The organism is Ureibacillus sinduriensis BLB-1 = JCM 15800, assembly GCF_000772955.1.
GTDB classification, from domain to species: Bacteria; Bacillota; Bacilli; order Bacillales_A; family Planococcaceae; genus Ureibacillus; species Ureibacillus sinduriensis.
In genome coordinates this window covers 1-17,745 of sequence record NZ_JPVO01000042.1, presented here as the reverse complement: position 1 = coordinate 17,745, position 17,745 = coordinate 1, and the positions used below count along the sequence as shown (strand labels likewise).

Here is a 17,745-nt window from a genome sequence, read left to right as displayed (position 1 = left end):
ACAGTTACAACTGAAAAGCTATTGACAAATTTTCAGGATTACTAGATATAGCAAATACTTAACTTATATGACGACTACATTACATTTATTTATCTCCTATTACCTCGATTTCTTGAATGTTCTCACCTATCATGACAATTTTAGGCGGCATGTTGATATATTCAGGAATCCATTGAACCAACCCATATGCGTATTGGAATACAAAAGGATTGCGAATCCCTTCAATCGCTACATAACCTTTTATTCGGTAGACAGATGACGGGAGCGAACGAACCCATTCTTCAAACTCTTCCTGTGTGTAGCTCTGATGGAGCTCGATCAATCGGGAACTTAAGTGCAAATTCTTGCCGATTTTAGCAGATTGGACCTCTTTGTTTGATGACGGTGCTGTTGCCTGCAAGTTTTCCAGTAAGTTGATCGGCACCTTTCCATTAGTCGTCTGCAGGATGAAGGCATTCGGGTTAACACCTTGCATTTCAAAAACAACTTTTGCCTGTTCCGCTTCTGTAAGCAAGTCCATTTTGTTTGCTAACAAAAGATGAGCGTGACGAATTTGTTCCATAAATAAACTTCTGACTTGCGGAGTCAGTGCAGCACGCTCAAGCCATCGTTTACTGTCTGCAACCGTTACTATCCCCTTGATATTTAAACTTTCAGCAAATAACGGCGAGTATACGGCATCCAATGCTTCTACTGGGTGGGCCGCGCCGGTTGTTTCAATTATCAATACATCAAATTCGTTGTCTGCCAGAAGGGATTGGATTTGAGCTTCTGTTTTTTCTGCACCTGAACAACAAATGCAACCCTCCAGCATTTCTTTTAAGGGGATATCTTCGTCAAGTGCTTGGGAGTCGAATGGAAGCTTTCCTAGTTCATTCATGATTACAGCAGGTTTTAATCCCTTTTCTTTAAATTGTTTCAAAACATGAGTGAGCATCGACGTCTTTCCGCTGCCTAAAAAACCGCTGAATAAAAATACATCCTTCATATATACACATCCTTATAAACTTTTTTTCGTACTAGCCTTTTTGCAGATAAAAAGGAAGGGCTGTCGATTGTTCAAATACGAACAAAACAGCCCTCCATTTGTAAATTATTACAAAAACTATTCGTTTGAAGTACCTAATATTTCTTTTGCCTTCAGTATATGGGGATCCTCATTCTTGATTTTCTCCCGAATCGCATCCATTAATGCATAAGTAGTTTCACCAGCAAGCACTCCGTTTTGTTCCAATTGTTCTTTAGCTTGGAATGACTTCACAGCATTTTGAGTCGTTTGATCAAATGTTTCGTCGACTGTACCGACTTCATAACCTAGTGCACTTAATATTAGTTCAGCGGAGCGAACCGATGGTGAAACATTCCCAATAGCGAACTTCGTCTCCGGATTAATATAGCTGGCCGATGCATATTCTGGATATTCGAGGACCTCATCTGGTTTGATTCCTTTTTCATTTATCCAATTACCATTTGGCGTTAGCCATTTACCCGTTGTATATTTTAGATTTGCACCATCTTGCAAATAGCTTACCGTTTGCACAGTGCCTTTACCAAATGAAGTTAAACCTACAAGTTTTGCGCCAGCAGATTCACTAAGCGCACCTGCCAAAATTTCAGAGGCAGAAGCACTACCATTATCAATTAATACCACGACCGGTTGATGATACTTTTTGCCGCCTTCAGCAAGCATCACTTCTGCATCACCTTCCCGTCCTTGCAATTGAACAATCGGTTTCCCTTCATCGACGAAAAGGTTTGCTATGTCGATGGCAGAAGTTAAAAAGCCTCCTGGATTTTGACGAACATCTAATATAATACTTTTCATACCATCCGCATTGAATTCTTCCAAGAATTTCACTAATTCATCGAAGGTTTGTTCACTAAAGGATGTAATTTGGATGTGGGCGACTTTGTCTTCCCCCATTTCACCGTAAACCGTTTCGATTGGAATATCATCACGAATAACGGTCATTTCGATAATTTCTTCCGTTTCCCCCCGCTGGATTGTTAACTCAACAGGTGTCCCTTTCTCCCCACGGATCAATAAGACAGCTTCCGACGCACTCATTCCTTGGATACTTTGCCCATCTACCGTGAGAATCATATCCTCCGGCAAGATCCCGGCTTTTTCAGCAGGCGAGTTTTTAATAGGCGATACAACGACAATGTTGCCATTCCGTTCCTGGATTTCTGCACCAATACCTTGGAAACTAGAGGAAAGATCCGTATTAAATTGTTCGGCTTGAAGTACGTCCATGTAGTCCGAATAAGGGTCATCCAAAGCATCGAACATTCCATTGATGGCACCAGTAATGACAGCCTCTTCATCAATTTCAACGTAATATTTACTTTTTAGTTCATCGAATGCATCGTAGAGCTCGGAAAATTCGGCTCTTTCCACAGGCACCGAAACTTCCACTACTTTTTTCTCACCAAAAGTCAGCGCAAAAATGGTTAAACCAGCTGTAAGTATAATCGTCAAAAATATTAGCATGATGAAGGTAAACGGTTTAATATGAATCGCCTTTTTTGCAGGCTTTATTTGTTCTTCTTGTTGTTCATTTTGTTCGGTATTCTCAAATCCTTGTTGGTTTTGATCATCCATCTAATCACCACTCTCATTTTTACACAAACGTAAAAGAATCTGCTTTAATGTCCCCCATAAACTAAGACAATAATGCCTTGAAAAAACTTCATTATCGCATTTACGAAAAGAAAGACTGTCAATTTACAGACAGCCTTACGATAACAATTATGCAAAGCATTTAGATATTACTTTACTCTTGAATTGCAGCCTCTAATGCCACAACGATCATATCGTTGAAAGTTGTTTGTCGTTCTTCGGAAGAAGTAGCCTCTCCAGTAATAATGTGGTCAGAAACTGTTAATACAGAAAGCGCTTTACGACCAAATTTGGCAGCCAGTGTATAAAGAGCAGCAGATTCCATTTCGACAGCCAATACACCGTAACGAGCCAATTTTTCGTTTTGATTTTCTTCAGAGTAGAACATATCGGCAGTAAATATATTCCCTACTTTTAAATTCAAACCAGCTTCTACACCAGCATTATACGCTTTAAGCAGTAAATCAAAATCAGCTGTTGGCGCGAAATCCAGGCCATTGAAAATAATCTCATTCATTTTGGAATCTGTCGAAGCAGATTGCGCAATAATGACGTCACGAACTTTCACATCTTTTTGGATTGCTCCGCAAGTACCTACACGGATTAACTTTTGTACCCCGTAATCTTGCATTAACTCTGTTGCATAAATTGAAATTGATGGTACACCCATACCTGTACCTTGTACAGAAACACGTTTTCCTTTATATGTACCAGTATATCCAAACATATTACGCACTTCGTTATAGCATGTTACATCTTCTAAGAATGTTTCAGCAATATATTTTGCACGCAATGGATCTCCAGGCAATAAAATTGTTTCTGCGATGTCACCTTGTTTAGCATTAATATGGATACTCATTAGCAATCCCTCTTTCCAAAATTATCTCATCTTAAAATATACTTGCTTTTTTAGCTTTGTGCAATGATTTACCTTTTATTTAACATTTTACATCAATGGAATTTTTAATGATTCCAGTCCTTATCGATATTTCAGTTCATACAAATCCCACAACTCATCAAATACCTGCGATGACATTTGCTCATCCGCCAGCGTTTCTATATAACTGGACAGTTCCTCAAAAGAAGTACTCACTTTAGGAAAACTATGATCCAAAAATGCCCTCTCTGCAAACTGTGACTTTAGATCGCTGGAATCCCCACCTCTATAAGAAAGAATAAACAAATAAAAACTTTCAACCATTCGAACACTCCTTACTTTCAACCTAAATGTTATTCGTTAAATTAGGACTTTATACTTTTTTATGTAGTAAATATTCTGAATTTAATGTAAAATTTAAAAAATACTAATAATTAGAAAAGCTGGTGAATTTAATGAAAAAAGGAAAAGCTAGATTTTACCATTTGATCCGTGGCCGGGTATTACTTCTATTCAGCATTTTACTTGCTATTATCATAGGAATGCAAACTTTATCCTATATTAATATTTCCAATTTGCAAGATAGCTTATCTAGCTTTGCCGATGAAAATCTTAAAGAACAAATGCAGATTAACAAGCTTGCAAGTGATATTTCACAGTTGTCCAACTACGAGCAAGCTTATATTATCAACGCACAGGATTCTCATATACAAGATTATCAGGACTTGAAAAATTCAATCGATGAACGAATGACTGAATTCCATTCGGTTTTTGAAAACCGTCCAGAAGAAAAAGAAATGCTCGCTCTCATTGATCAATACTATGTTGTCTATAATAATTATTCCTCCAAAGTGATCGATGCAAGGAGGGGTCATGGTTTCGAAAGCGCTCAAAAAGTGATGGCACTTAATGATGCGGACAACCTTAAATCCTACATTAATGAGTATACTGAACAATTAATTGCCTTGTTGGAAACAAAAAACATGGAAAAGATTTCCGAGCTGCATGCATTTACAAAGTTTACCCGCACTACTTCAATCGTGTTGACGTCTTTAGCGGTAATTTTGACGATATCATTCGGTTACCTTCTTTTTAAAAGCATTCGTCAAAATACTTATAAGATCAATCAGTCGATTTTGGAAATTGCTAAAGCGGGTGGAGATTTAACTCGTAGGGTAAACATTAAAACAAGGGATGAGTTTTCCCTCATAGCCAACTCAACAAATTCCCTTATTGAATCGATTTCAAACTTAGTGAAAAGAGTGTCAAACCTCGCAGAAAACGTTTCTGCTAGTTCTCAAGAATTAATGGCTCTTTCTGAGGAAAATTCAAAAACCATCATGGATATTGCCAGTAGTTCACAAGAAATAGCGGCAGATAGTGATGATACACAATCCCGCACTCATGCTTCCATCATTAAAATGCAGCAGCTCGAACAACTAATGCATGATTTAGATAGCGAAGCAAACCGGGTAAAGCGATCAGCGGAGGAAATGGGCAGCGCGGCCAAACTAGGCAGCGAATCCGTGCAGCAATCCTCGGAAGTAATGCTATCAATAGAAGAAATTATGGCAAATACCTCCAGCACTGTAGAAGCTTTAGGTAAAAAATCCAGGGATATTACTTCCATCATTGGTACAATTACAGCAATTGCAGAGCAAACAAATCTACTATCGTTGAATGCGGCCATTGAGGCGGCAAGGGCTGGAGAGCACGGCAAGGGATTTGCTGTTGTTGCCGATGAAGTAAGAAAACTGGCAGATCAATCTCAAAATGCTGCATACGAGGTGAAAGGAATCGTAACTTCTATAAACAACGAAGTAGAATCAATCATTTCTCAGAATCATCAAGGTGTGCACACCGTAATTCGTGGAGTGGAAGTGACGAATGAAACAAATAAAGTATTACACGACATTTTAAACCATACTTTGGCTACAAATGAAATCATCACTTCGATGGTCAATAATATATCCATTACTTTGAATACTAGCAATGAAGTTGCCGTTTCATTTGTTGAAGTAAATAATATCGCTGAAAATACGGCGATGAATACAGAGAAATCGGCTTCAGCAGCAGCCCAAGGATCCGCTTCGATGCAAGAAATTACGGCATCTACCGCCGAATTGGCAAAACAGGCTGATGAATTGCGCACAATTGTAAATGAGTTTAAGATTTAGTATTAGTTCGTGAGGAAACGATTGATTCCTCACGATTTTTTTGTTGATTGCTAACCCGGGTCGCTCTTATATTTCTTTCAATCCATGTCTATACTTTTAAGAAAAAGTTAGAGGGTAAAATAATGCATAAAATCGGTCAAATCGGCATTTTACATGTGATATTTATAGTGATGACTTTTATCGGGTTAAAAAACCATGTAACCATCCTGCCGCCAATCCTCGAACATGTAAAAAGGGATGGCTGGATGTCCGTGATTCTAGCAGCTCTCTTTATGTTTCCATGGTTATTTTTAATACTATTCATCCATAATAAAACAAACCAAAAATCATTAAAAAAATGGTTACATGAAAGAATCGGAAAAGTTGGCTCGTCCATTATCGTATTTAGTACAGCTGGTTTCATTTTTTTACTTGCCGCATTTTCATTACGTGAAACCATTCTTTGGATTTCATCAACATTTTTAATTTCAACACCAAAAATCCTATTATTATTTGTCTATATTCTACTATGTGCAAGCCTGATTTCTACAAATATGCTAACCATCGTTATTGTGAATACTTTGGTTCTCTTTTTCGTAGTTGTTTTCGGTTTTTATGTTGCAATTGCCAATTCCCATTTAAAAGATTTTAGCCTCTTGCTTCCCGTACTGGAACATGGCTTTAGTCCAGTTCTAAAAGGGATTGTTTACCCTGCTTCCGGTTTTATCGAACTATTCTTGCTTCTATTTATCCAGCAACATTTTAAAAGTAAATTAAAATGGTACCATTTAGCCATCATGTTATTCATTTTGACAGGCTTAACATTAGGTCCACTAATCGGTGCAATTGTAGAGTTTGGTCCTGAAGAAGCTGCTAGGCAAAGATATCCTGCTTTTGAAGAGTGGGGGCTCGTTACAATCGGACGATTTATTGAACATATGGATTTTCTTTCAATCTATCAGTGGCTGACAGGCACATTTATTCGGGTCGGATTATTATTATTTATTGCTGCTGAACTATTGGATTTAACTGGCAAGAGGAAAAAAATTTGGGCTTACATGATCCCTCCCTTCTTCTTCGTCTGTTTAATTTTATTATCGTTGGACGATAGTTTGTTTTTACAGCTAAATAGCAATGAAATGCTAATCGCCACTTTCCTTTTCTTCTTCGTATTATCTTTGCTGCTCGGCATGATTGCAGCTTTTAGTGGCAATGGTCACAAAAACAAAATACGGACGTCCACGACAAAATCAAAAAACAGAAAGTAGTGAATCTTGAATGGAGATAAGTGGGCATTCAATCGATAATTTTTCTACATCTACATTAAAAAAACTGTTCGAAAAATCAGCAGATGTTGTTTTTCATGAATTCAATTTTGAACAAAACAAAGTGCTTATGTTTAAATGTGATGGTATGGTTGATCAACAAATGCTTTATACCGTTGTATTGCCCAATATCGAGAGTCTTTATAAAGACAAAGAGCAGCTGCAGAAAAAGAAAATGGAAACAATAACAGCAAAACAAATTGAAGAGTTGCCTCTCCCCGAATTAACTAAAGTTACTGAGACCGAGCAGGCAACAACAGAAGTTTATAGCGGCAATGTATTGATGTATTTCGAAGAATCAGCCCTTCTTTACTCATGTAATATCTCACGTAAACCAAACCGAAATCCGGAAGAAACAAATATGGAAGTTTTGGTGAAAGGACCTAGGGATAATTTTATAGAAGATCTGTCGATTAATATCGCCCTCATCCGCAAACGTCTGCCAACAAATTCCCTTTGTGTAGAAAAATTGCAGATTGGCAGGCGTTCAAAGACCCAAGTAGCCGTAATGTATATAGGAGATATAGCTAACAAAGATATTCTTGCTGAACTAATCGAGCAATTCCAAAAAATTGATATTGATATTGCAACCAATGCCACGGCACTAATGGAATTTGTCAATAAAAAAAATTGGATTCTCCCCTCTTCCAATACAACAGGCCGCCCTGATTTTGCGATTGAATCCCTTATCCGTGGGAGATTTGTGATTCTTGTGGATGGAACGCCATATGCAACGATAACACCTATTAATTTTTTCTATTTGTTAAAAACTTCCGAGGATAACGAGAATCCGATTCTCTTTAGTTCTTTTGAACGAATGTTGCGGTTAATCTGTGTCATTATCGGTATCACCCTCCCTGCCTTTTGGTTAGCGTTGACATTATTCCACCAGGATCAATTACCACTCCAATTACTTGCAACCGTTGTCATCATGAACCGCGGGTTACCCTTTCCTGCAGTACTTGAAATGCTGATTTTGCTTTTCCTGTTTGAGATGTTCCGTGAAGCAGGATTACGCCTACCTACAAAAATTGGGACGACGGTGGGAGTTGTAGGAGGTTTGATTATTGGGGATGCGGCAATTCGGGCAGGAATCACTAGTCCCGCCATGGTTGTAATCATTGCGGTCTCTACCATTGCTTCCTATACCATTGTCAATCAGTCGCTTTCGACCATTATCAGTATTCTTCGCTTCGGCTTTATCATGATCACTTCCATTTTGGGCTTGTTTGGATTTTTCGTCTGTTTATTTTTCCTTATCCTATACGTAGCGAATATTCGTATATTTGGCACGCCTTATTTGGATATTACCTCTGATTTGAGTTGGGCGAACATCAAAAAAGCTCTATTCAGACGTTCTCAATCTCATTATAATAAACGACCCAAAATGCTGGATCCTGAAGATCAGTCAAGAAATCGTGAGGGAAATTCATGACAAGATTGAAAAGACTATTTTTATTGCTTGCCGGAACTTTAATTTTATCCGGATGTTGGGATATCAATGAAAATGAACGAATGTATTACGTTCAAGGTATGGGTGTGGATTATAAGGATGGGGAATACGAAGTTTTTATCCAAATAATTAGTTTTTCCAATGTGGCCAAAACAGAATCAGTCAATCAGGATGTTATCCAATCGGAGGTAAATTCATTTAAGGGAAAGACACTTGGCGAGGCATTTGATCATTTGTACAATGCCATTGATGAAAAACTTTATTGGGGTCATTTCTCATTTATCATTTTAAAGGATGCAGCCATGGAGGAAAACAGGCTAAATAGCGTCATCAATGTGCTGACAAGATTTCCTGATACAAGGTATCTTACATGGGTATATTCCACAGACGAGCCTTTAAGCGAATTTTTAACAGTAACGCCCTTGCTTAGACGCTCAATTACACTTACAAGGGTGGCAGACCCATTGAATTCATTTGAAAGGGAATCATTTATTGAACCAATTGATATAAGAAAGCTGCTCATTGCATTGAATGAACCAGGCTATGAAGTAAACATTCCTTATATCCGTTTAAAAGAAGGATGGGAGTCGCAAAAAGAACCCAGTAAATCAATTGAGACGGCCGGAATCGGGATTTTAACCCCCTCCAATTTCAAAGGCTATATAAAAGACGAAAAAGCGCTCGGGTTAAAATGGCTCACCAATGAAACGAAGCAGTCGCGAATCACAACAAAAATAGACAATAATCAATACATTTCCGTATTTATAAAAAATTTAAAGACGAAAATAGATCCCGTTATAAAAGGTAATAAGTTACAGTTTGACATCAATATTGCATTAACAGCCTCCCTTGGGAGTTTTACGGGGAAACTGGAGGCAAAAGACATTGAGCAAGCGGTCACTAAACAGATAACAAAAGAAGTAAAAGAAACATACAAGGCCGGATTAGAAAAAAATATTGATATATATCGCTTTTCAGAAGTTCTTTATAGACAAAAGGTAGATGTTTGGCAGGAGAAACAAACAGATGGGAAAATAAAATTAACAGAAGAGTCAATCCGTGACATTAATATAAGTGTTCAACAAGTAGAGTCCGGAAGAAAATCATTTAAAGAGTCCATTGAATAACCGGATAATACGATAGGCTCCCCAAAGCAATTTCTGGGGAGCCTAATTAAGTACCTTTTCCTTATATATCGGAAACCCAATAAAAAGATGGCACTTCCACTTATTATTTATTACTCAAATAGCTGCAGGTATTCGCCATAGCCTTGTTCTTCCATTTTTTCTTTCGGGATAAAGCGAAGTGCCGCTGAGTTTATGCAATAGCGCAAACCGCCTAATTCACTTGGTCCGTCCGGGAAAACATGCCCTAAATGTGAATCGGCAGTTTTACTGCGGACTTCCACTCTTCGCATTCCATGGGAAGTATCAAAATGCTCTGTAACTTCTTGCGATTCAACCGGTTTGGCAAAGCTTGGCCACCCACAACCAGCATCAAACTTATCTTTTGAACTGAAAAGTGGTTTACCGGAAACGATATCCACGTAGATCCCCTCTTCAAAATGCTGGTCATATTCGTTTTGATAAGGCGGTTCTGTCCCTTGTTTTTGAGTTACATAGTACTGCATCTCCGTGAGTTGCTTTAATCTTTCATCCTTATTCATGTCGATTCCCCCAATGTTGTTGAATAAATGCAGCCCGTCCTGAACCAATTTGATAGCGTTCATAATGCATCGGATTTTTTTTATAGTATTGTTGATGGTATTCTTCTGCAGGGTAAAAAGTTTTGGCAGGCAGAATTTTTACAGCAATCGGTTTTTTGAATTTGCCTGATTTCCCAAGTCGCTCTTTTGATTCCTCGGCAATTTTCTTCTGTTCATCATTGTGATAGAAAATAGCGGTTGTATAAGATTCACCGCGATCATAGAATTGACCGCCTGCATCGGTCGGATCGATTAAAGTCCAATATGTTTCAACTAATTTTTCATATGGATAAAGTGTCGGATCGTAAGTAATTTGCACCGCTTCCAGATGTCCCGTTGTTTCGGAACATACCTGCTCGTAAGTGGGATTTTCAACAGAACCGCCCGTATAGCCTGAAATAACTTCCTCTATCCCTGATTGTTCATCAAATGGCTTTACCATACACCAAAAACAACCGCCAGCAAATGTCGCAATCTCTCTACTCAATCATAAGCCCCCTATTCATTCGGCACGATAACCTCTAACAAAACGCGGTTATTGTCCAAGTCAATTTCCTTTGCCCTCACTTTTGCGCCTGACATGACTTTTATCCCAGACAAATCAACATAGATTTCTTCATCATTCGGTCTGACAATAATCCATTCCGGAAATGAGACAGCATCATTCATTAGTTTCAGGACTGTAAAAGGGTCTATATTTATTTTACCAACATTAACGGAATTTTGCTTTAATTGTATATTCCCCTCTTCCGTTACGATCGGGTCAAATTCCATTGCGAATGGTACCGTTAACCCAAATACCGTCAGCTCGCTTTTCAATTCAATCATGTTATCAACAACGATATCCATTGGGATTGGACTATTGGCAAGTTCTTTGTGCACATATTTCATGGCCATTTTTTCGATATCATCCGCAGTTGCTTCAACCAGCAGTACACTGTCAGACGAATCCACCGCCACACCTTTGCTGGCGATTGGAACATCTTCTGTTGGGGAAGTCGCCCAGTAAATGAATACGGTAAGAAAAAGTATGATGGCACCAGTCAAAATAAAAAAGGCGACTTTCCATTTATTCATTCTCGTTCACTCCCTCCCACTCGCTTTCCCCTCGATATGTACCCTTTTTCTACACTGCGAAATCATCACAGGGAAAAGGTTAATCTTATTAGGACCTTAAAGCACTTAAGATTAACCCTGTGACATCTTATCAACTTGACAAGATTTTATCATCGACATTATACGTTCCGTCATAATTGTATATCCATATCCGTTTGGATGAAAGAAATCTGTATGATAGACCAAGTTTGCATTTTCATCAAATAAATCTTGTATGTCCACAAAACATGCATTGTCATACTGTTTAGAAGTAGTTTCAATTGATTCGTTCCATTCGGTAATAATCGACTCAAATTCGGTAATCTCATCCGTAATGACTGAAAATGGGTTATATAATCCAATGACGACGATCGGTACATGAGGGTTTTTCAATCGAATCTCTTTTAAGATTTGGTCGTAACGATCTTCAAAATCGGCTAATTCCTCTTCGAAATATTGTCGTTTCAGTTCGAAGAGATCTTTTTTAACTACTTTCATAATATCATTACCACCAATCGTAATGGTAATAAGTTCGGCATTTTTGATTTCATCGTCATAGTGACCTCTTTTTAGCAGCCCTAACAGTTGGTCGCTTCTTCGTCCGCGTTTCCCTCTATTATCCAGCACTACTTCTTTTTCTTCTGGCCATTGCTCAAGCTTCTCCACTAATCTTTTAGTATACCCACTTTTTAATTCTTCATCCCCCACTCCTTTTGTTAATGAGTCTCCCAATGCCAAATAATAGTATTTTGTTGTATCTAACCTTATATCATTTGCGGGATCAGGTTGTGCTTCATTCGTTGATGGCACTTGGACTTTTTCTTGCAACGCAGTGCTTACCAAAGGCTCTTCCAAGCCATCTACCGGGTGTATTGCTATTTCGTTGTTATTTTGTGCCGGTTCAGCTATATGGGTTGCTTCCGTTATTTCTCTTTTTGACCCTGCACTCTCTTGCCAGCTTTCTATCATTATTTTTTGGCAACCGACAAGTAAAATGGAACAGCATATAATAGGGATCATTATTCGTTTCAGCATGGTAACTCCTTTCACAAACATATTCGAAAACATAACTTAGCGTATTTTTTTAGTTGTATTTGTATTTTTTAATTTGAGCAATTGTACGGTTTTATATGTGAAAACTATTTCGAATTTGAAAAAGCTATCGTCTACTCCTATATTGTGTATAGATGGATGCACCACTGTTTGGTACGCCGGTCACAACTTGCCTCAACCCTTGCCCGGCATGAGTTTTCTTCATTTTATCTTATGTAAAAAAACAGGAATGAACAACTTAGTTCGCCCGTAAAACCCGAAGCTTCCTATTTCCCCTATATTTTCCTGAACTGAAATAACTAGAAACAAACTAGTTGTTACGGCATTTCAATCAAAAAAGTACAATAAATTTTAACTCTTGGATAAAATACAGGAATGAAGCAGGAGTAACGAATAAAATATAATTAAGAGGCAAGACCAAAGGCAAGATAGGGAAAATGTATGAAAATAAAGCTTTCTTCATATTTTTAATGCTCATACGGAGCACTTAGTTGGTGCACTGTCGAATTTAGTTATTTATGAAACTACTATTTGCATTTGGATTAACGCAAGATCCGTTTTGTTTATTATCCCATTTTAACACCAAATTATGATGGCATATAGAATTTCATTAAGATATTCTTATTATTTTCTTCTAAAATTCAAAAAAATTTAACTACTTGTGTCTTGAAATATACACCAATATTCTCAAATGCTCTATTGTTTTCACTTTCTTGATTACTTCAGATTCTAAACTGAACAACTTGTTGACATATTAGGCAAAAAAGAAGGCACCTTCTGTTCGATTTAAACAGAAAGCCCCTTCTTTACTTGTTTTTGGATTATTGTTACTCAAGTTTCATCCGTTTTAGTTCTTCGCTAAATTCGCGGCTGTAGCTTGGAGTAAATCGCCAAACTGTTTTTATGTTTTAAACCATGGCCGCTCTTTAATTTGCTATTTTTCGCTTCAATTTTTTCACATCTTTTGGGAGGGTCTTGAATACATTTCAGTGTCATACGTTTCCTATAGACAAATACAATTACTTTATTTCCAGGAAAAATAAGGGCCACAATAACCCGTTTCGTGTGTTCTCACATAAGTCCAATTGAATTCCTTATCAACGACAAATATATCTTCTTCATCGCGGAAATCACTTACATTTAAAGCCGAAGCATTTTCAAGAATGACAGCGTCATCCAAATGCTGATAAAATATGTAGCACGATTCTTTCCTTTCTTTATTGAACGCTAAATCAGCCTGCTCCTCCTTTAGGCACTTCCTTCTCTCATAACTAAACACATGCCATAAGTAACCACTAAAGCCATCTTCGTCAAGAAGGTAAATAGATTTCTTTTCCTTATTACTGAGATGATTGGCGAAGTTTTCTTCCCATTGCTTTCGCAAATACACTCCCCACTTATGTATTTCGATTACTTTCACTTTTTTACTTCTTAGAGAATCTACCAATTCCATCGTATAATCCAAACTAACACCCACCTGTTATGATAATAACCTCAATATACAACTGTCAAAACCACTAATTGACAATAAATGGATAAACTACCATACCGATTAGCAATTTCGAACGTGGTTCCTCTTTTCATCTGTTATCCCATGTTTATTAATTTTTCAAATAGGGAGAATGGTAGTCCTCGATAAATAACCCTGAACGATGAACAATCTCCCTAGCTTTTTCACAACTCTCACTCGCCCCAATATACATATAATAATAGTACCCAATGTGAACAAAGAACTGCTTCTTAAAGCCTAGTTTACACCAAATCGCATTCCGTAATGTCAATTTCGCCAACTCTCGGACTTCCTGTGCAGTTACAGCTTTTCCTTTCCAGATTTTTGAGAGGAATTCCTGAGCATGTTGATTCTTCACCTCGTGAGACTCTTGTTCCGAAGCATTGACATAAACATTACTTAAACCGATTCCAGCCATAAACGTAGTGACAGCATTCATATATTTTTCTTCGGTTTTTTCATAATCTTCCATACTTACCTTTGTACCAACCTCTGAAAAACAAATCCATTCTTCAAGATCGACATAACTCCCATCAGCATTCCTATGCAATGGATTATATTTCGTAATTCTCCAAGACCTCAATGATTCCCCCCCAATCTAGATAAAATTCTTTCCATTCGAAGCGGGAGTATGTTTGGTAAACTTCCATTTATAAGGCACATTTGACCAATTGCAAAAATACCGTAATGAGAAACTTTACAAGATTTTACTCTATGTTATCAATCCATCAAACTGGTTTACCCTTTTACAATCTTGATATTAAAAAAGAAAAAGTGACTACAATGATTACTAAAGCAAATAGTATCGCCATTACAAGGCCAATGAGAATCGACTTCCAAGTGTAGCCTCTTATCTCCAACTCTGATGTGGAACGATCCACTTTTCTGATGTGAATAAGCAAATTAGCATTTACTATTATTAAGAGAAAAAGACGATAATCGACATAAAAACAAAATCTATTAGAAAAACAGGATCTGTTGAGTTTTGATTCCAGTAAAATTGCAAGAACATTAAGCCACTTAAAATTAAGTTCCAAATAAACCCCACTTTTCGTTGTTTGTACCATTCACTACCCATTTTTTGTTTTTCGTAGATTGCTACTTGTTCAATAATAGGGATAATTGATTTCGTTGAATCACCCTTTATGAACCCAAAAACTCCCTGAATGAACATCAAAACTCCAAGAACTAAGAAAAAATGAGCAAATGTTATTGTAAAGACTTTAATGATAATGAATAAGGTGATCATGGCAATAAGTATAAGCCCATTCGTCAAAGCAACTTGCTTCCTTCTCATGATTCTTAACTCATTTGGTTGCATATTCCCGCCCCCTCCCTATCATCCAGTATTATTGGTTCTTAGAAAGTATTAATTCCCTAAGTTGATTTGTAGACTTTTCTGATGTCAGGTAAGTTTGGCCTTCTCCTACCATATACATCAGGGTACTTTTTTCATTCTCTTCCCCTAACCATAAATGAATGGCATGAGTAGGAAACTCCCCTTCATATTCAACCACTACATCATAATCGGGTTTTGTTTCATTAATGTCTGCTTGCTGTTTAAGTGCGGTTTTTATCGCCTGTTCAATCACTTGAATTGCTTGTTCATCATTATAGGAAAAAATAATTTCTGAATTATTCATGTCACCAACACCATTAGATTTCGAGATATGGATTTCTTTGATCTTTTCATCTAAAAGAACCATCGTATTTTCTTGTTCATTCTGACAACCCACAATAAAAGCTAAACTCCCAAGTAGAAGTAAAGAATGTAATATTTTCATTGTTGCTTCTCCTTAAAATATTTAACTACTTATATATACGAATCATCGGATATATTGGTCTCACTTTTTTGACTGAAAGCAAAAAAGCGTCTCCACTCTCGGTAGAAACGCCATGCTTTAATAACAAGTTTAAATTAATTTACTGATCTTCGGTATTACTCTAACGAAAAAAGTTAATAGGTCGAGGTTGAATTTAGTTGTACTATGCTTAGGCGCCTGAAGCAATTGATAGCAGGCTGCCCTTCTTACTCGGCAAAATAGATAAACCCGATGGCACCCGGTCCTGTATGCGTGCTAATGATCGGGGAAGTAAATTTAATCTCTACATTCTTGAATCCTGTAGATTGGATCATTTCAATCAACGGTGTTCCCATTGTTTTTAAACCGTCCGCATGGGAAATACCGACCGCTTTAACAGTCTTGCCTTCTACATCTTCTTGAAACTGCTTAAAAAGATAGCTAACCACCTGTTTATGGCTTCTTGCTTTTGCCACTGGAGTGTAGGAGCCATCATCTAATGTCGCAATCGGTTTAATATTTAACAGGGAGCCGATCATCCCAGTCCCCTTGCCGATTCGTCCACCCTTAATGAGATTATCCAATTTATCCACTACGACGAACAATCTTGTATTTTTTCTAACTTCATCCAAGCGGGCAACAATTTGTTCCACTGTCGCTCCAGCATCGCGCAGCTTGATTGCTTCACGAAGTTGTATAGCAAGTCCGATGGCAATATAACGGGAATCGACTACTGTTACATCCGAATCGCTCATCTGTGCCGCCTGCCTAGCTGAATCGACAGTTCCACTCATCGATCCAGTCATATGAATCGAGATTATTTGGTCACCATTGCTCCCAAGCTCATCATAAAGTTCCTTAAATTTTCCCGGGGCGGGCTGTGAGCTTTTAGGCAATTCCTTTGAGTTGTTCATTAAATCCAAAAACGGTGCAGGTTCTACATCCTGTCCATCTGTATATGTTTTTCCATCAATTTGAATTGTTAAAGGTACGACTTTAATGTCATGTTCCATAAGTTCTTCTTTAGTTAAATCACAAGTTGAGTCTGTAACAATATGAATTCGTCCCAAAAATGACACATCCTTTAATAGATTAGAATTATTATAATACAAATCATCTTTCTGGAATAATGACAAATGTAATCGATTTCAAAAATGACTATAAATTGTGTATGAATTGTTCACATTTATAATAGCAACAATATGACAAATGATAGTATCCCCTCATTTGCTATTTAAGTATAGTGAATTCACAAGGAGTGAATTGCATGAATAACAACGAAGCTTTTGATTATAAAAATTGGAAAGAAGAATTATGGAATGCCATCACCCACGGCATTGGTTTATTTATTAGTATACCCACCTGCGTGATTTTAATTGTTCTGGCCGCCCAAACAGGAAGCGCGGTCCAAATCGTCTCTAATTCGGTTTTCGGGGGATCGCTAGTCCTTTTATTTTTAATGTCCACCTTATTACATAGCATGCCTGAAAAATATAAAAGGGTTTTTTCTATATTGGATCACTCATCCATTTACATTTTGATTGCCGGAAGTTATACACCACTCTTGCTGATTGCGATTGATGGCGCGCTGGGAATTGTACTACTCTGCATCATTTGGTCCATTGCCATATTTGGCGTAGTATTTAAATGTCTGTTCATCCATAAGTTCGAAACTTTTTCCTTGATTCTTTATATCGCCATGGGATGGCTGATTATTTTTGCCATTAAACCACTCTATCAGTTTTTACAATTTGATGGATTTACAGTATTACTTGGCGGAGGGTTATTATTTACATTTGGGTCAATCTTTTATGCTTGGAGAAAACTACCCTATAATCACGCAATCTGGCATTTATTCGTCATCGGGGGATGTGCTTGTTTAGTGGTGTGCGTGGCATTCTATTTATAGCCTTTCAATCTTTTAGGAAGACTTGGATAAATCGGAAGTTTTGGCACGTGATCTGTTTCAATAGAAACGCGATTTTACCATTCCGTGCTTTATTGGTTCGCGATTTGTCCTAATATAACCGTTATGGTGACATTTCGAGTTCAGCGAGACTATAATTTGTCTTTATACAACCGTTTTTGTGACATTCCCTGTTCAGCGAATCCCTGATTTGTCCTAATAGAACCCTTATTGTGACAT

18 protein-coding genes are annotated in these 17,745 nt (G+C 37.6%); 5 read left to right on the top strand and 13 right to left on the bottom strand.

The window, feature by feature from the left end; genetic code table 11:
• Positions 1–85 precede the first annotated feature (85 nt).
• The 4 genes from CD33_RS04155 to CD33_RS04140 form a co-directional block, all read right to left on the bottom strand.
• Positions 86–988 carry a CobW family GTP-binding protein gene (locus tag CD33_RS04155; RefSeq protein ID WP_036198498.1) on the bottom strand — a complete coding sequence of 301 codons (903 nt, stop codon included), beginning with the start codon at positions 986–988 and terminating at the stop codon, positions 86–88.
• Between the two features lie 117 nt (positions 989–1,105).
• Positions 1,106–2,605 carry a lmo1851 family serine protease gene (locus tag CD33_RS04150; protein WP_036198496.1) on the bottom strand — a complete coding sequence of 500 codons (1,500 nt, stop codon included), beginning with the start codon at positions 2,603–2,605 and terminating at the stop codon, positions 1,106–1,108.
• Between the two features lie 172 nt (positions 2,606–2,777).
• Complete coding sequence (gene deoD / locus CD33_RS04145; protein ID WP_036198495.1) at positions 2,778–3,482, bottom strand: purine-nucleoside phosphorylase; 705 nt, start codon at positions 3,480–3,482, stop codon at positions 2,778–2,780.
• 120 nt (positions 3,483–3,602) lie between these two features.
• Entirely contained in the window at positions 3,603–3,824 is a 222-nt protein-coding gene (locus tag CD33_RS04140; protein WP_036198494.1) for a YozE family protein, read from the bottom strand.
• A 131-nt stretch (positions 3,825–3,955) separates the two neighbouring features.
• Here CD33_RS04140 and CD33_RS04135 point away from each other — a divergent pair, with 131 nt between their 5' ends.
• The 4 genes from CD33_RS04135 (at position 3,956) to CD33_RS04120 (ending at position 9,561) form a co-directional block, all read left to right on the top strand.
• Positions 3,956–5,677 carry a methyl-accepting chemotaxis protein gene (locus CD33_RS04135; protein WP_052129990.1) on the top strand — a complete coding sequence of 574 codons (1,722 nt, stop codon included), beginning with the start codon at positions 3,956–3,958 and terminating at the stop codon, positions 5,675–5,677.
• 122 nt (positions 5,678–5,799) lie between these two features.
• On the top strand, positions 5,800–6,924 hold the full coding sequence (locus tag CD33_RS04130) for a GerAB/ArcD/ProY family transporter (protein WP_036198492.1): 1,125 nt from the start codon (positions 5,800–5,802) through the stop codon (positions 6,922–6,924).
• Between the two features lie 10 nt (positions 6,925–6,934).
• The gene (locus CD33_RS04125) at positions 6,935–8,416 is read left to right on the top strand and encodes a spore germination protein (RefSeq protein ID WP_052129989.1); all 1,482 of its coding nucleotides are present in this window, start codon (positions 6,935–6,937) and stop codon (positions 8,414–8,416) included.
• Positions 8,413–9,561, top strand: coding sequence for a Ger(x)C family spore germination protein (locus CD33_RS04120; protein WP_036198491.1), 1,149 nt, complete (start codon positions 8,413–8,415; stop codon positions 9,559–9,561). The genes CD33_RS04125 and CD33_RS04120 overlap by 4 nt, the downstream gene beginning before the upstream one ends.
• A gap of 110 nt (positions 9,562–9,671) precedes the next feature.
• On the opposite strand, the gene msrB is transcribed toward CD33_RS04120, so the two are convergent.
• The 9 genes from msrB to fakB all read right to left on the bottom strand — a co-directional run bounded on the left by msrB (position 9,672) and on the right by fakB (position 16,669).
• Positions 9,672–10,100: a peptide-methionine (R)-S-oxide reductase MsrB gene (gene msrB / locus CD33_RS04115; RefSeq protein ID WP_036198490.1), complete on the bottom strand. Its 429-nt coding sequence runs from the start codon at positions 10,098–10,100 to the stop codon at positions 9,672–9,674.
• Positions 10,093–10,581, bottom strand: coding sequence for a peptide-methionine (S)-S-oxide reductase MsrA (gene msrA, locus CD33_RS04110; RefSeq protein ID WP_373906680.1), 489 nt, complete (start codon positions 10,579–10,581; stop codon positions 10,093–10,095). Before msrA ends, msrB begins: the two co-directional genes overlap by 8 nt.
• A 56-nt stretch (positions 10,582–10,637) precedes the next feature.
• Positions 10,638–11,216: a YpmS family protein gene (locus CD33_RS04105; protein ID WP_036198488.1), complete on the bottom strand. Its 579-nt coding sequence runs from the start codon at positions 11,214–11,216 to the stop codon at positions 10,638–10,640.
• A gap of 111 nt (positions 11,217–11,327) precedes the next feature.
• Entirely contained in the window at positions 11,328–12,269 is a 942-nt protein-coding gene (locus tag CD33_RS04100; protein ID WP_052129988.1) for a GDSL-type esterase/lipase family protein, read from the bottom strand.
• 1,042 nt (positions 12,270–13,311) lie between these two features.
• The gene (locus CD33_RS04095; protein WP_036198592.1) at positions 13,312–13,740 is read right to left on the bottom strand and encodes a DUF4275 family protein; all 429 of its coding nucleotides are present in this window, start codon (positions 13,738–13,740) and stop codon (positions 13,312–13,314) included.
• A gap of 148 nt (positions 13,741–13,888) precedes the next feature.
• Complete coding sequence (locus CD33_RS04090) at positions 13,889–14,380, bottom strand: hypothetical protein (protein WP_036198487.1); 492 nt, start codon at positions 14,378–14,380, stop codon at positions 13,889–13,891.
• 336 nt (positions 14,381–14,716) lie between these two features.
• Positions 14,717–15,118: a hypothetical protein gene (locus tag CD33_RS04085; protein WP_052129986.1), complete on the bottom strand. Its 402-nt coding sequence runs from the start codon at positions 15,116–15,118 to the stop codon at positions 14,717–14,719.
• A gap of 28 nt (positions 15,119–15,146) precedes the next feature.
• Positions 15,147–15,581: a YhfM domain-containing protein gene (locus CD33_RS04080; protein WP_036198486.1), complete on the bottom strand. Its 435-nt coding sequence runs from the start codon at positions 15,579–15,581 to the stop codon at positions 15,147–15,149.
• Positions 15,582–15,826: 245 nt separating this feature from the next.
• Positions 15,827–16,669, bottom strand: coding sequence for a DegV family protein (gene fakB / locus CD33_RS04075; RefSeq protein ID WP_036198485.1), 843 nt, complete (start codon positions 16,667–16,669; stop codon positions 15,827–15,829).
• Between the two features lie 197 nt (positions 16,670–16,866).
• On the opposite strand from fakB, the gene trhA reads away from it, so the two are divergent.
• The gene (trhA, locus tag CD33_RS04070; RefSeq protein ID WP_036198484.1) at positions 16,867–17,508 is read left to right on the top strand and encodes a PAQR family membrane homeostasis protein TrhA; all 642 of its coding nucleotides are present in this window, start codon (positions 16,867–16,869) and stop codon (positions 17,506–17,508) included.
• Positions 17,509–17,745 lie beyond the last annotated feature (237 nt).

Bases quoted from the DNA above. Each gene is read 5' to 3' on its own strand.
- CD33_RS04155 (WP_036198498.1), bottom strand. From the start codon at position 988: ATGAAGGATGTATTTTTATTCAGCGGTTTTTTAGGCAGCGGAAAGACG.
- CD33_RS04150 (WP_036198496.1), bottom strand. From the start codon at position 2,605: ATGGATGATCAAAACCAACAAGGATTTGAGAATACCGAACAAAATGAA.
- deoD (WP_036198495.1), bottom strand. From the start codon at position 3,482: ATGAGTATCCATATTAATGCTAAACAAGGTGACATCGCAGAAACAATT.
- CD33_RS04140 (WP_036198494.1), bottom strand. From the start codon at position 3,824: ATGGTTGAAAGTTTTTATTTGTTTATTCTTTCTTATAGAGGTGGGGAT.
- CD33_RS04135 (WP_052129990.1), top strand. From the start codon at position 3,956: ATGAAAAAAGGAAAAGCTAGATTTTACCATTTGATCCGTGGCCGGGTA.
- CD33_RS04130 (WP_036198492.1), top strand. From the start codon at position 5,800: ATGCATAAAATCGGTCAAATCGGCATTTTACATGTGATATTTATAGTG.
- CD33_RS04125 (WP_052129989.1), top strand. From the start codon at position 6,935: ATGGAGATAAGTGGGCATTCAATCGATAATTTTTCTACATCTACATTA.
- CD33_RS04120 (WP_036198491.1), top strand. From the start codon at position 8,413: ATGACAAGATTGAAAAGACTATTTTTATTGCTTGCCGGAACTTTAATT.
- msrB (WP_036198490.1), bottom strand. From the start codon at position 10,100: ATGAATAAGGATGAAAGATTAAAGCAACTCACGGAGATGCAGTACTAT.
- msrA (WP_373906680.1), bottom strand. From the start codon at position 10,581: ATGGTAAAGCCATTTGATGAACAATCAGGGATAGAGGAAGTTATTTCA.
- CD33_RS04105 (WP_036198488.1), bottom strand. From the start codon at position 11,216: ATGAATAAATGGAAAGTCGCCTTTTTTATTTTGACTGGTGCCATCATA.
- CD33_RS04100 (WP_052129988.1), bottom strand. From the start codon at position 12,269: ATGCTGAAACGAATAATGATCCCTATTATATGCTGTTCCATTTTACTT.
- CD33_RS04095 (WP_036198592.1), bottom strand. From the start codon at position 13,740: ATGGAATTGGTAGATTCTCTAAGAAGTAAAAAAGTGAAAGTAATCGAA.
- CD33_RS04085 (WP_052129986.1), bottom strand. From the start codon at position 15,118: ATGCAACCAAATGAGTTAAGAATCATGAGAAGGAAGCAAGTTGCTTTG.
- CD33_RS04080 (WP_036198486.1), bottom strand. From the start codon at position 15,581: ATGAAAATATTACATTCTTTACTTCTACTTGGGAGTTTAGCTTTTATT.
- trhA (WP_036198484.1), top strand. From the start codon at position 16,867: ATGAATAACAACGAAGCTTTTGATTATAAAAATTGGAAAGAAGAATTA.